The sequence below is a fragment of the Streptomyces mirabilis genome (assembly GCF_039503195.1).
GTDB lineage: Bacteria > Actinomycetota > Actinomycetes > Streptomycetales > Streptomycetaceae > Streptomyces > Streptomyces mirabilis_D.
The window spans coordinates 5,458,429-5,473,287 of sequence record NZ_JBCJKP010000001.1; the positions used below are offsets into that span (position 1 = coordinate 5,458,429).

The following is a 14,859-nucleotide window of genomic DNA, read 5'->3' on the forward strand; positions in this document are numbered from 1 at the left end:
CATTACTTGGAAATCCGACTAATAAATAGTGGGAAGTCCAAGCAAAAACGCAGGTCAGGAGGGGTTTCACAGAATTGTGGAGCACTGGGTAACGTGGCCGTTGCAGGGCGCTCGCCGGGGCACCTGTCACGCCTGTTCCCGGCCGAGTGCACCCACCCCGTGCACGGGTACTTGGAACAGGCGAGCCGCACTGGCCACCCGGCAACCCCGGGGGCCGGACCGACGGAGGAGCACACGTGACCGTGGAGAGCACTGCCGCGCGCAAGCCGCGACGCAGCGCCGGTACGACCGCTGCGAAAAGCGGCGCCAGTACGACCGGTACGAAGAGCGCCGCGAGCAAGCGCACCAGCGCGGCCGGCAAGAAGTCACCGGGCGTACCCGGCGCACCTGGCGCATCGGGCCCCGGTCCCGAGCTCGTCCAGCTGCTGACGCCGGAGGGCGAGCGGGTCAAGGACGCCACATACGACCCGTACGTCGCCGACATCACCCCCGAAGAGCTGCGTGGTCTGTACCGCGACATGGTGCTGACCCGCCGCTTCGACGCCGAGGCCACCTCGCTGCAGCGCCAGGGCGAGCTGGGCCTGTGGGCCTCGCTGCTCGGCCAGGAGGCCGCCCAGATCGGCTCCGGGCGGGCCACCCGCGAGGACGACTACGTCTTCCCGACCTACCGGGAGCACGGCGTCGCCTGGTGCCGCGGGGTCGACCCGACCAACCTGCTCGGCATGTTCCGGGGTGTGAACAACGGCGGCTGGGACCCGAACAGCAACAACTTCCACCTGTACACGATCGTCATCGGCTCGCAGACGCTGCACGCCACCGGCTACGCCATGGGCGTCGCCAAGGACGGCGCGGACTCGGCCGTGATCGCGTACTTCGGGGACGGCGCCTCCAGCCAGGGCGACGTGGCTGAATCGTTCACCTTCTCCGCGGTCTACAACGCCCCGGTCGTGTTCTTCTGCCAGAACAACCAGTGGGCGATCTCCGAGCCGACCGAGAAGCAGACCCGCGTCCCGCTCTACCAGCGCGCGCAGGGCTACGGCTTCCCGGGCGTCCGGGTCGACGGCAACGACGTCATCGCCTGCCTGGCGGTCACCAAGTGGGCGCTGGAGCGGGCCCGCCGCGGCGAGGGCCCCACCCTCGTGGAGGCGTACACCTACCGCATGGGCGCGCACACCACCTCCGACGACCCGACCAAGTACCGGGCCGACGAGGAGCGCGAGTCGTGGGAGGCGAAGGACCCGATCCTGCGCCTGCGCGCGTACCTGGAGGCTTCGAACCACGCGGACGAGGGATTCTTCGCGGAACTTGAGGCCGAGAGCGAGGCGTTGGGCAAACGAGTACGCGAGGTCGTCCGCGCCATGCCGGACCCGGACCACTTCGCCATCTTCGAGAACGTGTACGCCGACGGGCACGCGCTCGTCGACGAGGAGCGGGCCCAGTTCGCCGCCTACCAGGCGTCGTTCGCGGATGAAGGGGAGGGCAAGTAGCGATGGCTGCGGAAAAGATGGCGTTGGCCAAGGCGATCAACGAGTCGCTGCGCACGGCCCTCGACACCGACCCCAAGGTCCTGATCATGGGTGAGGACGTCGGCAAGCTCGGCGGTGTCTTCCGGGTCACCGACGGGCTCCAGAAGGACTTCGGTGAGGACCGGGTCATCGACACCCCGCTCGCCGAGTCGGGCATCGTCGGTACGGCGATCGGTCTCGCGCTGCGCGGCTACCGGCCGGTGGTGGAGATCCAGTTCGACGGTTTCGTCTTCCCGGCGTACGACCAGATCGTCACGCAGCTCGCGAAGATGCACGCGCGGGCGCTGGGCAAGATCAAGCTTCCCGTCGTGATCCGGATTCCGTACGGCGGTGGCATCGGCGCGGTCGAGCACCACTCCGAGTCCCCCGAGGCGCTGTTCGCGCACGTGGCGGGCCTGAAGGTGGTCTCTCCGTCGAACGCGTCGGACGCCTACTGGATGATGCAGCAGGCCATCCAGAGCGACGACCCGGTGATCTTCTTCGAGCCGAAGCGGCGCTACTGGGACAAGGGCGAGGTCACCACCGACGCGATCCCCGGACCGCTGCACAAGGCGGTCGTGGCGCGCGCGGGCAGCGATCTGACGCTCGCCGCCTACGGCCCGATGGTGAAGGTCTGCCTGGAGGCGGCCGCGGCCGCCCAGGAGGAGGGCAAGTCGATCGAGGTCCTGGACCTGCGCTCGATGTCCCCGATCGACTTCGACTCCGTCCAGGCCTCGGTGGAGAAGACCCGCCGCCTGGTCGTGGTGCACGAGGCCCCGGTCTTCCTCGGTACGGGCGCGGAGATCGCCGCCCGCATCACGGAGCGGTGCTTCTACCACCTGGAGGCACCCGTCCTGCGGGTGGGCGGCTATCACGCCCCCTATCCGCCGGCGCGCCTGGAGGAGGAGTACCTTCCGGGCCTGGACCGGGTGCTCGACGCCGTCGACCGCTCACTGGCGTACTGAGGAGAGGGTCGTGACGACGATGACTGAGAACGCGTCGGGGCTCCGCGAGTTCAAGATGCCCGACGTGGGCGAGGGGCTCACCGAGGCGGAGATCCTCAAGTGGTACGTCCAGCCCGGTGACACGGTCACCGACGGCCAGGTCGTCTGCGAGGTCGAGACCGCCAAGGCCGCCGTGGAACTGCCCATCCCCTACGACGGCGTGGTGCGCGAACTCCACTTCCCCGAGGGGACGACGGTGGACGTGGGCCAGGTGATCATCGCGGTGGACGTGGGCGGCGGATCGGCACCCACCGAACAACCCCCCGCCGCCGTGGAAACCCCTGTGGCCGAGGCGCCCGCCGCCCCCACCCCCCAGGCACCGGTCGCCGAGGAACCCAAGCCCGAGGGCCGCACGCCGGTCCTCGTCGGGTACGGGGTGGCCGAGGCCTCCACGAAGCGCCGCCCCCGCAAGGGCGCCGAGGCCCCGGCCCAGCAGCCCGAGACGTTCCCGGCGGCGACCGTGATCCAGGGCGAGCTCAACGGCCACGGGTCCGTGCCGGTCGGGCAGCGCCCTCTGGCCAAGCCCCCGGTCCGCAAGCTCGCCAAGGACCTCGGCGTCGACCTGGCCACGATCACGCCTTCGGGCCCGGACGGCATCATCACGCGCGAGGACGTGCACGCGGCGGTCGCACCGGCTCCGGCCCCCGAGCAGCCGGCGGTGCCGGCGGTGACGGCGTCCCCGGTTCCCGCCCAGGCCCAGGCTCCCGCTCCGGTCGTCACGTACGACACGGCGCGTGAGACCCGTATCCCGATCAAGGGGGTCCGCAAGGCCACGGCCGCCGCGATGATCGGCTCGGCGTTCACCGCGCCGCACGTCACCGAGTTCGTGACGATCGACGTGACGCGCACGATGAAGCTCGTCGAGGAGCTCAAGCAGGACAAGGAGATGCAGGGCCTGCGGGTCAACCCGCTCCTGCTCATCGCCAAGGCCCTGCTGGTCGCCATCAAGCGCAACCCGGACGTCAACGCGTCCTGGGACGAGGCGGCCCAGGAGATCGTGCTCAAGCACTACGTGAACCTGGGCATCGCCGCCGCGACCCCGCGTGGTCTGATCGTCCCGAACATCAAGGACGCCCACACCAAGACGCTCCCCCAACTCGCCGGGGCCCTGGGCGAGCTGGTGGCCACGGCCCGCGAGGGCAAGACCTCACCCGCCGCGATGCAGGGCGGCACGGTCACGATCACGAACGTCGGCGTCTTCGGCGTCGACACCGGCACGCCGATCCTCAACCCCGGCGAGTCGGCGATCCTCGCGATCGGCGCGATCAAGCTCCAGCCCTGGGTCCACAAGGGCAAGGTCAAGCCCCGCCAGGTGACGACGCTCGCGCTGAGCTTCGACCACCGCCTGGTCGACGGCGAACTGGGCTCCAGGGTCCTGGCCGACGTGGCGGCGATCCTGGAACAGCCGAAGCGCCTCATCACCTGGGCGTGAGCGCCGGCGCGCAGTGGGCGCGCGGCAAGACGAAGGGGGCCCGTCGCGTTCGGCGACGGGCCCCCTTCGGCTGTGGTGTCCGGGAACCACTCTGTCCGGGAACTACTGGGCGAAGCCGTAGTTCAGGAGCTTGGTGGCGTCCGTGGCGCGCTGGGTGATCGAGGTCGACGCGAGGACCGTGCCGATGATCGTCTTGCCGTTGCGGGTGGCGGCGAAGACGAGGCAGTACTTGGCCTCGGGGCCGGAGCCGGTCTTCACGCCGATGGTGCCGCTGTAGCTGCTGAGCAGCGTGTTCGTGTTGGTCCACGCCGCCATGGTGCGGATGCTGCCGGTCTTCGTGACGGTCTTCGCCGTGTACGACTTGGTCTTCACGACCGTGCGGAACGTGGTGCTCTTCATCGCGCTGCTGGCGAGCTTCGTCAGGTCGCGCGGCGTCGAGTAGTTGCTGCCGTTGCCGATGCCGTCGAACGAGTCGAACTTCGTCCTCGTCATGCCGAGGCTCTTCGCCGTGGTGTTCATCTTGCCGATGAACGACTTCACACGGGCGGCACGGGTGGAGCCCGAGCCGAACTTGTCGGCGAGCGCGTAGGCGGCGTCACAGCCGGACGGCAGCATCAGACCGTAGAGGAGCTGACGGACGGTGACCTTGTCACCGACGATCAGGTGGGCGGAGGACGCGGTGTTGGCGACGATGTAGTCGCTGTAGGCCTTCTGGATCGTGACCTTGGCGTCGAGGTTGAGGTTCGGCTGCGCGAGCACGACCTTGGCGGTCATGATCTTGGTGGTGGAACCGGTGGAACGCTGGGTGTCCGCAGCCTTGGTGTACAAGGTCTTGGCCGTGCCGTTGTTCATCACGTAGCCGCCGGCGGCGGCGATGGTGGGCGTCGTGACGGCCCCTGCGGGAGCGGCCCCGAAGGCTCCGGCCGCCAGTACGGCGCCGGTGGTAACGGTGACAGCGGCGGCTCGGCGGAAACGCGTGCCCTTAATGCCGGTAATCAAAATGAACGCTCCGAATGCGCGAAATGCCCCTGGGAGAACGGCACATGACAGTGCCGTCTTACGTACGGACTAGTGAGGGGCCCAAAGGGATGCACGGAAGATGAGATGGAATTGTGTGACGTGGGTTACGCCGAGGGACGGGTGTTGGCCGCGTGAAACGCTACCGGTCCGCATCCTGGACGACGCACGACCATGCGTACGTGTTGTATCTATGATGTGCGCATGCCTGCCGCGCCGTCCGTGTCCGCTCCGCCCGCCACGAAGCAACCCCCCGCCGCCGACCGTGTCTACGCCCACATCAAGCGCGGTGTCCTGGAACGTCGTTACGAGGGTGGGACGCTGCTCACCGAGGGCGAGCTCGCCGAGGCCGTGGGGGTCTCGCGCACGCCGGTGCGCGAGGCGTTGCTCCGACTCGAGGTCGAGGGCCTGATCAGGCTGTACCCGAAGAAGGGCGCGCTCGTCCTGCCCGTCTCCGCTCAGGAGATCGCGGACGTGGTCGAGACACGGCAACTCGTGGAGGAACACTCGGTCCGCAAGGCCGTACCCGCGTCGCCGCGTCTCATCGCGCGCCTGGAGGAACTCCTCGCGCAGCAGAAGGAGCAGGCCGCCGCGGGAGACCTGGCCGGCGCCGCCGTCACCGACCGCTGCTTCCACGCCGAGATCGTCCGCAGCGGCGGCAACGAGATCCTCTCCCGGCTCTACGACCAGTTGCGCGACCGGCAGTTGCGGATGGGCGTCGCCGTCATGCACGCGCACCCCGACCGGATCACCAAGACGCTCACCGAGCACGAGGCGATCCTCGAAGCACTGCGGTCCGGCGACGCGGAGGCGGCGGTCGACATCGTCCACGGTCACGTCAGCTGGTTCTCGAACCTGGCGCGGGGAGAGGTCCGATGAGCTCCCACTCGGCCGTCTCGCTCCCCGGGGACCCGCCCGGCGGCCGCCGCGCGATCGGCGTCTGGGGCATCGGCGTCTCCGTCTACTTCGTCGCCGTCATCTTCCGCACATCGCTGGGAGTGGCCGGGCTCGACGCCGCAGACCGCTTCCACGTGAACGCCTCCGCCCTCTCCACCTTCTCGATCCTGCAACTCCTCGTCTACGCGGGCATGCAGATACCCGTGGGACTGCTGGTCGACGGACTCGGCACCAAGAAGGTGCTGACCATCGGCGTACTGCTCTTCACCGCGGGCCAGTTGGGCTTCGCGTTCTCCTCCACGTACGGGATGGCCCTGGCCTCGCGCGCGCTGCTGGGCTGCGGGGACGCCATGACGTTCATCAGCGTGCTGCGGCTGGGCACGCGGTGGTTCCCGGCGCGGCGGGGGCCGTTGGTCGCGCAGCTCGCCGGTCTTGTGGGTATGGCGGGCAACCTGGTCTCCACCCTCGTCATCGCGCGGCTGCTGCACGGGGTGGGGTGGACGACGGCGTTCGCGGGCAGCGCGTTCGCCGGAGTCGTCGTCCTCGTACTCCTCCTTCTCTTCCTGAAGGACCACCCCGAGGGGCATGAGCCCGAACCGTTCCCGCACCAGGGGGCCGCGTATGTGCGGCGGCAGATCGCGGCGTCGTGGCGGGAGCCCGGTACGCGACTGGGGATGTGGGTGCACTTCACGACACAGTTCCCGGCGATGGTCTTCCTGCTCCTGTGGGGCATGCCGTTCCTGGTCCAGGCGCAGGGGCTGTCGCGGGCGACAGCCGGTGAACTGCTCACCCTCGTGGTGCTGTCCAACATGTTCGTGGGTCTTGTCTACGGGCAGATCGTCGCCCGGCATCACGCGGCGCGGCTTCCGCTGGCGCTCGGGACGGTGACGGCGACGGCCGTGATCTGGGCGAGCGCGCTCGCGTATCCCGGTGACCGGGATCCCCTGTGGCTGCTGGTCGTGCTGTGCGCGGTGCTGGGGGCGTGTGGGCCGGCTTCCATGATCGGGTTCGACTTCGCGCGGCCCGCGAATCCGCCGGAGCGGCAGGGCACCGCGTCCGGGATCACCAACATGGGTGGTTTCGTCGCCTCCATGACGACGTTGTTCGCGATCGGCGTGCTGCTGGACGCGACCGGGGACGACTATCACGTCGCCTTCTCCGCCGTGTTCGTTCTTCAGGCGCTGGGGCTGAGTCAGATCTTCCGCTTGCGGAAGCAGGCGGCGCGCAGGGAGCGTGAGCGGCTGGTGGCCAGCCGCGTGGAGACGGTACACGTCCCCGCGTAGCGTCCTTCAGGAGCGCGGGGAACTGTCTGACCAGCCCCCGCCCACCCGCGGTCCAAGAACTCCGCGCTACGGCGTGACCGTGAAGTTCCTCAGGATGGCCGTGGTCAGTTCCGGGTCGCCCTCCGTCTTGATGCGGTCGGAGACGGCCTCGGCCGTGACGCGGCCGCAGGCGAGACGGAAGTACGTCTCCCAGTCGAGGGTGAGGGTGGCGGCCGGGCCGAGAGAGGGGGCGCCGTCTATCGAGCCGCGCCCGTCCGCATCGACCCGCACCGTCCGCAGGAACTCCAGCGGCCCGTGGATGTCGAAGACGACCGCCGAGTTCGCGGGCGCCCCCGCGTCCTTGGCGACGACCTTGGGCAGGGCCCCGAGAAGCTTGTCGCGGACGATGTGTGCGCCGGGAGAGTCGAGGTTGCCGGGGACGCCGAGCGCGGTCCGGAGGTCCTGTTCGTGCACCCACACGTCGAAGGCACGCCTGCGCATCGCCTGTTCGAGAGTGATCTCGGTCCCGAGCGGCCCGCGCACCTTGGCGTCCGGCTGCCGCGACTCGTTCCGCAGCTGACGGTTGCGGCGGATGATCGTGTACTCCAGCTCGGAGGTCATCTCCGGCGCCGTGTGGTGGCGGCGCACGTCGACCTGCATCTCCATGTACCGCTGGTGCTCGTTCGTCACGTGGAACAGGTCGCGGGGGAGGGTGTGGATCGGCCGCGGATCGCCGAGCATCTCGCAGTCGAGCCCGATGACGTGCGAGACGAGATCCCGCACCGACCAGCCGGGGCAGGGCGTGCGCCGGTTCCACTCACCTTCCACCAGCGGCGACACCAACTCGGATATCGCATCGACGGAGTGGGTCCAGGCGTCGGCGTAGGACTGAAGGCTGGGATGCAGACTCACGGAACGGGACCCCTCGGGCGGTTGGACGCGGGCAGTGCACAGGCAGCGGGTGTCTTGGGACGCTAAGTTACGCTGCTGTGAGGCACCCCGGCAGTGCTTTCGTGTGACGATCGTAGGCCTGTATGGACGGCTCGAATGCCAGGACGGTGGTAGTGTGCGCGCCTCTCTCCTCCAGATCGACGTAAACGACGGCGAAACGGTCGATTCGCGTCGGCGGCGTGTGGCGGCTCTGGTACGAGAACAAGCCGGAGTCGATCTCGTCGTGCTGCCGGAACTGTGGACCACCGGCGCGTTCGCCTACGAGGCGTTCGACACGGAGGCGGAGTCCCTCGAGGGCCCGACGTTCGAGGTCATGGCGAAGGCGGCGAGCGACGCGGGCACCTGGCTGCACGCCGGGTCGATCCCCGAGCGGGACGCCGACGGCACGCTCTACAACACCTCCCTCGTCTTCACCCCCTCCGGCGACCTGGCCGCCGCCTACCGCAAGATCCACCGCTTCGGCTTCGACAAGGGCGAGGCCGTACTGATGGGCGCGGGCGCCGAACTGGTGACGGTCCGTCTGCCGGGGACCACCCTCGGCATCGCCACCTGCTACGACCTCCGCTTCCCCGAGCTCTTCCGCGGGCTCGTCGACGCCGGCGCCGAGACCCTCGTCCTCTCGGCCGGCTGGCCCGAGCGGCGCCGCTCCCACTGGACGCTGCTCGCCCAGGCCCGCGCGGTCGAGAACCAGGCGTTCGTGCTCGCCTGTGGAACGGCCGGCACGCACGCGGGCGTTCCCCAGGCCGGTCACTCGATCGTGGTCGATCCGTGGGGGGAGGTCCTGGCGGAGGCCGGGGCCGGGGAGCAGGTGCTCACGGTGGACTTCGACCCCGGGAAGGTCGCGACCACGCGGGAGCAGTTCCCGGCGCTGAAGGACCGGATGCTGGGACTGACGGCACCGCGCCGCTGAGTCGGTCCTTTTCCGGTCTTCCGGCCGCTGCACTCCTCTGGCGCCTCCTCGCCCCGGTCCGTCGAGTCAGTCCTCGCCCCGCTCCTTCTCCGCCAGGTGGATTACGCACACCGCCACCGCGATCAGCAGCGCGGGGTCCGCGTCCTCGCGGACGACGTCGACGCCGTACGTCTCCCGTACGTGCAGCCGGCGGCGCGAGATCACCGCCAGCAGCTCGCCCTCGTACTCGACGGCGAACTCGCGGTCGAGGATCTTGCCGCTGACGTCGAGTTCCGTACCGTCCGCCAGGGACACCCGGTAGTGGTTGCGGAGCAGGGACAGCCGCTTGCGTCTGATCGTCGCCAGCGGTTCCCCGTCCCGCCCGATCACCATCGTGTCCCGCAGGGCGAACATCTTCTGGTGGATGTCGATGAGGACACGCCCGCGGGTGTCCTTCAGCTCGAAGGTGTCCCGCAGCCGCATCGTCTTGCCGTCGACGAGGAACACCTTGTTGCCGTGGTCGTCCTCGATCCAGTAGTCGTCACCGAAGCCGAGGAGCCGGTCGCGTACGAGGAATCTCATACCGTTACCGGTTCCCGGGAACCGCAAGATCATCACGAGTTCACCCCCTCCGAAGGCGCGGTGTCACGGGCCTGGGGCAAGCGGGTCGGATCCCGGGCCACTTCACGGCCCGATCCCCCTCCGTCCTCCTGAGGCAGGAGAACCCGCGCCCGGCCCCTTGGTCACGAAGGGGCCGGGCGTCATCGCTTCCCCAGGGGCCGGCCCGAACCGTCTCCGGTACGCCGACGGGCTCAACCCGGTCTCCCGCCGCAGCCGTGCCCGTAGATTGGCCGCTGTGCCCAGGCCGCTCCGCTCGGCCACGACGTCCAGCCGTTCCTCTCCCCGCTCGATCAACCGGCAGGCGACCGCGACGCGTTCCCCGGTGAGCCAGGCCAGTGGCGTGGTGCCCAGCTGGGTTCGGAAACGGCGGTGGAGGGTGGCGGGGGAGACGGCCGCGTGGGCCGCGAGGTCCGCCACCGTCAGCGGCTCGCCCAGCCGTTCCTGCGCCCACGCGAGCAGCGGACCGAGCGACTCGTCCGGCACGTCGGGCACCGGCCGCTCCACGAACTGCCGCTGACCTCCGTCCCGGTGCGCGGCGAACACGAGCCGTCGGCTGACCGCGTTGGCGATCTCGGCGCCGTGGTCCCGCCGTACGACATGCAGTCCCAGGTCGAGCGCCGAGGCGCTGCCGGACGCCGTGAGGATGTCGCCGTCGTCCACGAAGAGGACGTCCGGCTCCAGACGCACCGCCGGGAAACGCGCCCGGAAGGAGTCCGCCCACATCCAGTGGCAGGCCGCCCGCCGCCCGTCCAGCAGCCCGGCCTCCGCGATGGTGAACGCGCCGGAGCAGAAGCCGAGGAGCCGTGCGCCGCGCGCGTGCGCCCGGCGTACGACGTCCAGCACGCGGGGTGAGCGCGGGACCTCGGTGTCCGGCCGGTTCGGCACGATCAGCGTGTCCGCCTCCTCGGCCGCCTCCAGCCCGGCGACTCCGGTCAGCGTGAAGAAGCCGTCCCGCATCCGCGTACGCGGCCCGGCGGCGCAGAGCCGGAAGTCGTACAACTCCCGCCCCAGTTCGGGCCGGGGCAGCCCGAAGATCTCGATGGCACAGCTCATCTCGAACGGGTTCGAGTTCTCGTCGACGATCAGTACGACACGGTGAGAGGATTCTTGCGCCATGTGCGATGTCTAGCACTCGTGTGCTTGCCGCACCACCGCCGAGGATGCCCCCATGGCCTCTTCGAGCAGCACCCACACGACCTCTTCGAACAGCAGCGGTGAGCCCGTCGCCCTCTCCACCGCCCTCGCCTCCTTCTCCGACCTCTGGAGTCCCCGTATCGTCACCGCCGTCAACGACTACGACGTGCGCATCGCCAAGGTCGAGGGCGAGCACGTGTGGCACGTGCACGACCACACGGACGAGTTCTTCCTGGTCCTGGAGGGCGAGCTGACCATCGCGCTCCGGGAGACGGCGGGCGAGCGGACCGTCGTCCTGCCCAAGGGCTCCGTCTTCACCGTCCCCCGCGGCACCGAACACAGGCCGGCCGCCCCGACCGGCGCCGCGATCCTGCTCTTCGAGCCCACCGGGACCGTCACCGTCGGCGACCGCCACGACGAGATCCCGGACCACGTGGACGCCACCACGGGGCATGCCCTGACCTGACTGTCGGTGGCGGGTGGCACCCTTGTTTCCATGAACGACTCCGCCCCGACCGCAGCCTCGGCACCCACCCCCCGTCGCGCCCGTGTCCGTGCCCCCGAGCTGATCGGCAAGGGCGGCTGGCTGAACACGGGAGAGCACCAGTACACCCTCGCCGACCTGCGAGGACGCATCGTCATCCTCGATTTTTGGACCTTCTGCTGCATCAACTGTCTGCACGTCCTGGACGAGCTGCGGGAGCTGGAGGAGAAGCACCGGGACACGGTGGTGATCATCGGGGTGCACTCGCCGAAGTTCGTGCACGAGGCCGAGCACCAGGCGGTCGTGGACGCGGTGGAGCGGTACGGGGTCGAGCACCCGGTGCTCGACGATCCCGAGCTCGCGACCTGGAAGCAGTACGCCGTGCGTGCCTGGCCGACGCTCGTCGTGATCGACCCCGAGGGGTACGTGGTCGCGCAGCACGCCGGTGAGGGGCACGCGCACGCGATCGCCCGCCTGGTGGAGGAGCTGGAGGCCGAGCACGCGGCCAAGGGGACGTTGCGCCGCGGCGACGGGCCGTACGTGGCACCCGAGCCCGAGCCCACGGCGCTCCGCTTCCCCGGCAAGGCCCTCGCCCTGCCGAGCGGGAACCTCCTGGTCAGCGACACGACCCGGCACCAGCTCGTCGAGCTGGAGGGCGACGGGGAGAGCGTGGTACGGCGGATCGGCTCCGGGGTGCGGGGGTTCGTGGACGGGTCGGCCGAGGAGGCCGGGTTCAGCGAGCCGCAGGGGCTGGCGCTGCTCGACGACGGTTCGGTCGTCGTCGCGGACACCGTGAACCACGCGCTGCGCCGCCTGGACCTCGTGACCGGCGAGGTCAGCACCCTCGCGGGGACGGGACGCCAGTGGTGGCAGGGTTCGCCGACGTCCGGCCCGGCGCGCGAGGTGGACCTGTCCTCGCCGTGGGACGTGGCGCTGTTCGGTGGGAAGGTCTGGATCGCCATGGCCGGGGTGCACCAGCTGTGGGCGTACGACCCGGAGGGCTCCACCGTCGGGGTCGCCGCCGGTACGACGAACGAGGGGCTCGTGGACGGGCCGGGGGCCGAGGCCTGGTTCGCGCAGCCGTCCGGCCTCGCCGCCACCGCGGACCGGCTCTGGCTCGCCGACTCCGAGACGAGCGCCCTGCGCTGGGTGGACCTCGACGGGACCGTGCACACCGCCGTCGGCACCGGTCTTTTCGACTTCGGACATCGGGACGGGGCCGCCGAACAGGCCCTGTTCCAGCACCCGTTGGGTGTCACGGCCCTCCCCGACGGCTCGGTCGCGGTCAGCGACACCTACAACCACGCACTGCGCCGCTACGACCCCGCGACGGGCGACGTGACCACGCTGGCGACCGACGTGAGGGAGCCCAGCGACGCGGTTCTCGTCGGGGACGACATCGTGGTCGTGGAGTCGGCGCGACACCGGCTGACCCGGCTGCGGCTTCCCGAGGAGGCCGTGCGGGTGGAGTCGGTGGCTCACCGCACCCAGCGCGCGGCGACCGAGGTCGCTTCGGGAGGGCTCCGGCTGGACGTCGTCTTCGAGGCCCCGACGGGCCAGAAGCTGGACACGCGCTACGGGCCGTCCACCCGGCTGCTCGTGTCCTCGACCCCGCCCGATCTGCTGCTCACGGGTGAGGGCGCGGGAACCGATCTCTTCCGCGCCCTGGAGCTGAACCCGGCGGTCACGGAGGGCGTTCTGCATGTCTCCGCGATGGCGGCGTCCTGCGACGACGATCCGGCGAACGAGTACCCGGCCTGCCATGTCCACCAGCAGGACTGGGGTGTGCCGGTCCGCCTCACCGAGGGTGGTACGGACCGGCTGCCGCTGGTGCTGGCGGGCCTGGCCGACTGACCGTTCCCCCTTCCGTGGCGTGGGCTACACGCCGTAGTCGCCCCGGTGGTGCCGCTCCTCCTCGATCACCGGGGTGCTGGGCGGCATGACCACCCGGCGCCTCCTGGCGATGCTGCTGAACGTCACCACGCCGATCAGCCCGACGATCATGAAGATGATGCCGACCAGGTCGAGGTTGACCCCCTTGATGTGCCAGTCGGTCGCGAATGTGAGGACCGCCCCCGCTGCGATCAGGATGATGCATCCGCCCAGACTCATGGGTGTCGCCTCCTTGTAACCAACTCGGCTTCTCTCGGCCCGGTCCGGGTACCCGGCGGCGCACCGGGTATGCGGAACTAACCCTCCAGGAACGCCACCAGCGCGTTGGCCAGCAGGAACGGGTCGTCAGCGCCGCAGAGTTCGCGGGCGCTGTGCATCGAGAGGATGGCCACGCCGATGTCGACGGTCCTGATGCCGTGGCGGGCCGCGGTGATCGGGCCGATGGTGGTGCCGCAGGGCATCGAGTTGTTGGAGACGAAGGACTGGAAGGGGACGCCGGCCTTCGCGCAGGCGGCGGCGAAGACCGCACGGCCCGAACCGTCCGTGGCGTAGCGGTTGTTGACGTTCACCTTGAGGATGGGGCCGCCGTTGGCCCGCGGGTGGTGCGTCGGGTCGTGCCGCTCCGCGTAATTGGGGTGGACGGCGTGGCCGGTGTCGGAGGAGAGACAGATCGTGCCCGCGAAGGCGCGCGCCCGGTCCTCGTACGAGCCGCCCCGCGCGAACACCGAGCGTTCGAGCACGCCGCCCAGCAGCGGACCGTCGGCGCCGGTGTCGCTCTGCGAGCCGTTCTCCTCGTGGTCGAAGGCCGCGAGGACGGGGATGTACGAAAGCCGCGAACCGGAACCCGAGCCGGAACCGGAATCTGAACCGGAGGGGGAGCCCGAACCGGAACCGGAAGGGGAGCCCTCGCCCGTCGCCGCCGCGATCAGCGCCGCCGTACCGGCGTGCAGGGACAGCAGGTTGTCCATGCGCGGTCCGGCCGTCAGCTCCTTGTCGCGGCCCAGGTACGCGGGCCGCTCGACGGAGTGGGTCATCAGGTCCCAGCCGGTGACCTCGCCCGCCGCCAGCCCCGACTCCTCCTCCAGGAAGGCGATCAGATCGCCCTCGCCGGGGTCGCCCAGACCCCAGACGGGCTGCAGATGACGCTGCTTGTCGAGCTTGAGGCCGTCGGTGGAGACGGAACGGTCGAGGTGCACGGCGAGCTGGGGCACGCGCAGCAGGGGCCGGTCGATGTTCACCAGACGCGAGGAGCCGTCCTTGAGCGTCAGCCGTCCCGCCAGCCCCAGGTCCCGGTCCAGCCAGGAGTTCAGCAGCGGGCCGCCGTAGATCTCCACGGCGACCTGGCGCCAGCCGTGCGCCCCGCTGTCCGGCTGCGGCTTCACCCGCAGATTGGGGGAGTCGGTGTGCGCGCCCACGATCCGGAACGGGGTGTGCGGCTCGGCGCCCTCGGGCACGTACCAGGCGACGATCGCGCCGCCGCGCAACACGTACTTGCCGCCGCTCGTCCCCTCCCAGGCATCGGTCTCGGCGACCTGACGGAATCCGGCCTTCTCCAGGCGCTCGGCGGCGTTCGCCACGGCGTGGTACGGCGTCGGGCTTGCCGCCAGAAAGGTCATGAGGTCGTCGGTGTGGCCGCGGTCGAAGCGGGCGCTTGTGCTCATGGGTTCACCTTAACGACGCCCGAGGGCCCGCTCCCGGCGATGGGGACGGCCCCTCGTAAGGGGGATGTGAAGGACGGACATCTGGCTGGAGGGGCAGATTCCGCTTCGC

14 protein-coding genes are annotated in these 14,859 nt (G+C 70.0%); 8 read left to right on the top strand and 6 right to left on the bottom strand.

The window, feature by feature from the left end; genetic code table 11:
- The first annotated feature begins 236 nt into the window (after positions 1-236).
- The 3 genes from pdhA to AAFF41_RS25265 are packed head-to-tail and all read left to right on the top strand — an operon-like array spanning position 237 to position 3,941.
- Positions 237-1,487, top strand: a complete 1,251-nt coding sequence (gene pdhA / locus AAFF41_RS25255) for a pyruvate dehydrogenase (acetyl-transferring) E1 component subunit alpha (protein ID WP_054234189.1) — start codon at positions 237-239, stop codon at positions 1,485-1,487.
- A 2-nt stretch (positions 1,488-1,489) separates the two neighbouring features.
- Positions 1,490-2,470 carry an alpha-ketoacid dehydrogenase subunit beta gene (locus AAFF41_RS25260; RefSeq protein ID WP_060895331.1) on the top strand — a complete coding sequence of 327 codons (981 nt, stop codon included), beginning with the start codon at positions 1,490-1,492 and terminating at the stop codon, positions 2,468-2,470.
- 10 nt (positions 2,471-2,480) lie between these two features.
- Positions 2,481-3,941 carry a dihydrolipoamide acetyltransferase family protein gene (locus AAFF41_RS25265; RefSeq protein ID WP_319752657.1) on the top strand — a complete coding sequence of 487 codons (1,461 nt, stop codon included), beginning with the start codon at positions 2,481-2,483 and terminating at the stop codon, positions 3,939-3,941.
- A gap of 102 nt (positions 3,942-4,043) precedes the next feature.
- Here AAFF41_RS25265 and AAFF41_RS25270 read toward each other — a convergent pair whose 3' ends face one another.
- Positions 4,044-4,940, bottom strand: a complete 897-nt coding sequence (locus tag AAFF41_RS25270; protein ID WP_097285491.1) for a D-alanyl-D-alanine carboxypeptidase family protein — start codon at positions 4,938-4,940, stop codon at positions 4,044-4,046.
- Positions 4,941-5,162: 222 nt separating this feature from the next.
- Between AAFF41_RS25270 and AAFF41_RS25275 the strand changes: the two genes are divergently transcribed.
- A complete protein-coding gene (locus AAFF41_RS25275; protein ID WP_054234185.1) occupies positions 5,163-5,837 on the top strand; it encodes a GntR family transcriptional regulator in 675 nt (224 codons plus the stop codon).
- Positions 5,834-7,138 carry an MFS transporter gene (locus AAFF41_RS25280; protein ID WP_319752656.1) on the top strand — a complete coding sequence of 435 codons (1,305 nt, stop codon included), beginning with the start codon at positions 5,834-5,836 and terminating at the stop codon, positions 7,136-7,138. Before AAFF41_RS25275 ends, AAFF41_RS25280 begins: the two co-directional genes overlap by 4 nt.
- Before the next feature lie 66 nt (positions 7,139-7,204).
- Here AAFF41_RS25280 and AAFF41_RS25285 read toward each other — a convergent pair whose 3' ends face one another.
- Positions 7,205-8,029, bottom strand: a complete 825-nt coding sequence (locus AAFF41_RS25285; protein WP_319752655.1) for a maleylpyruvate isomerase family mycothiol-dependent enzyme — start codon at positions 8,027-8,029, stop codon at positions 7,205-7,207.
- 154 nt (positions 8,030-8,183) lie between these two features.
- Here AAFF41_RS25285 and AAFF41_RS25290 point away from each other — a divergent pair, with 154 nt between their 5' ends.
- On the top strand, positions 8,184-8,978 hold the full coding sequence (locus AAFF41_RS25290) for a carbon-nitrogen family hydrolase (protein ID WP_319752654.1): 795 nt from the start codon (positions 8,184-8,186) through the stop codon (positions 8,976-8,978).
- A 66-nt stretch (positions 8,979-9,044) separates the two neighbouring features.
- Here the strand turns inward: AAFF41_RS25290 and AAFF41_RS25295 are convergent, their stop codons facing one another.
- Positions 9,045-9,539 (bottom strand): LURP-one-related/scramblase family protein, encoded by a 495-nt coding sequence (locus tag AAFF41_RS25295; RefSeq protein WP_343324665.1) that lies wholly within the window; start codon positions 9,537-9,539, stop codon positions 9,045-9,047.
- A gap of 102 nt (positions 9,540-9,641) precedes the next feature.
- Positions 9,642-10,694: a GlxA family transcriptional regulator gene (locus AAFF41_RS25300; RefSeq protein WP_319752652.1), complete on the bottom strand. Its 1,053-nt coding sequence runs from the start codon at positions 10,692-10,694 to the stop codon at positions 9,642-9,644.
- Between the two features lie 52 nt (positions 10,695-10,746).
- Between AAFF41_RS25300 and AAFF41_RS25305 the strand changes: the two genes are divergently transcribed.
- Both AAFF41_RS25305 and AAFF41_RS25310 read left to right on the top strand, forming a co-directional pair.
- Entirely contained in the window at positions 10,747-11,178 is a 432-nt protein-coding gene (locus tag AAFF41_RS25305) for a cupin domain-containing protein (RefSeq protein WP_097285492.1), read from the top strand.
- Positions 11,179-11,208: 30 nt separating this feature from the next.
- Positions 11,209-13,050, top strand: coding sequence for a thioredoxin-like domain-containing protein (locus tag AAFF41_RS25310; RefSeq protein WP_319752651.1), 1,842 nt, complete (start codon positions 11,209-11,211; stop codon positions 13,048-13,050).
- Between the two features lie 24 nt (positions 13,051-13,074).
- Here the strand turns inward: AAFF41_RS25310 and AAFF41_RS25315 are convergent, their stop codons facing one another.
- Positions 13,075-13,308, bottom strand: a complete 234-nt coding sequence (locus AAFF41_RS25315; protein ID WP_319752650.1) for a hypothetical protein — start codon at positions 13,306-13,308, stop codon at positions 13,075-13,077.
- Between the two features lie 77 nt (positions 13,309-13,385).
- A complete protein-coding gene (locus AAFF41_RS25320; protein WP_319752649.1) occupies positions 13,386-14,750 on the bottom strand; it encodes a M18 family aminopeptidase in 1,365 nt (454 codons plus the stop codon).
- Between the last annotated feature and the right edge of the window lie 109 nt (positions 14,751-14,859).

Coding starts and splice junctions, on each gene's coding strand:
- AAFF41_RS25260 (WP_060895331.1), top strand. CDS start 1,490: ATGGCTGCGGAAAAGATGGCGTTGGCCAAGGCGATCAACGAGTCGCTG.
- AAFF41_RS25275 (WP_054234185.1), top strand. CDS start 5,163: ATGCCTGCCGCGCCGTCCGTGTCCGCTCCGCCCGCCACGAAGCAACCC.
- AAFF41_RS25280 (WP_319752656.1), top strand. CDS start 5,834: ATGAGCTCCCACTCGGCCGTCTCGCTCCCCGGGGACCCGCCCGGCGGC.
- AAFF41_RS25295 (WP_343324665.1), bottom strand. CDS start 9,539: ATGAGATTCCTCGTACGCGACCGGCTCCTCGGCTTCGGTGACGACTAC.
- AAFF41_RS25300 (WP_319752652.1), bottom strand. CDS start 10,694: ATGGCGCAAGAATCCTCTCACCGTGTCGTACTGATCGTCGACGAGAAC.
- AAFF41_RS25305 (WP_097285492.1), top strand. CDS start 10,747: ATGGCCTCTTCGAGCAGCACCCACACGACCTCTTCGAACAGCAGCGGT.
- AAFF41_RS25310 (WP_319752651.1), top strand. CDS start 11,209: ATGAACGACTCCGCCCCGACCGCAGCCTCGGCACCCACCCCCCGTCGC.
- AAFF41_RS25315 (WP_319752650.1), bottom strand. CDS start 13,308: ATGAGTCTGGGCGGATGCATCATCCTGATCGCAGCGGGGGCGGTCCTC.
- AAFF41_RS25320 (WP_319752649.1), bottom strand. CDS start 14,750: ATGAGCACAAGCGCCCGCTTCGACCGCGGCCACACCGACGACCTCATG.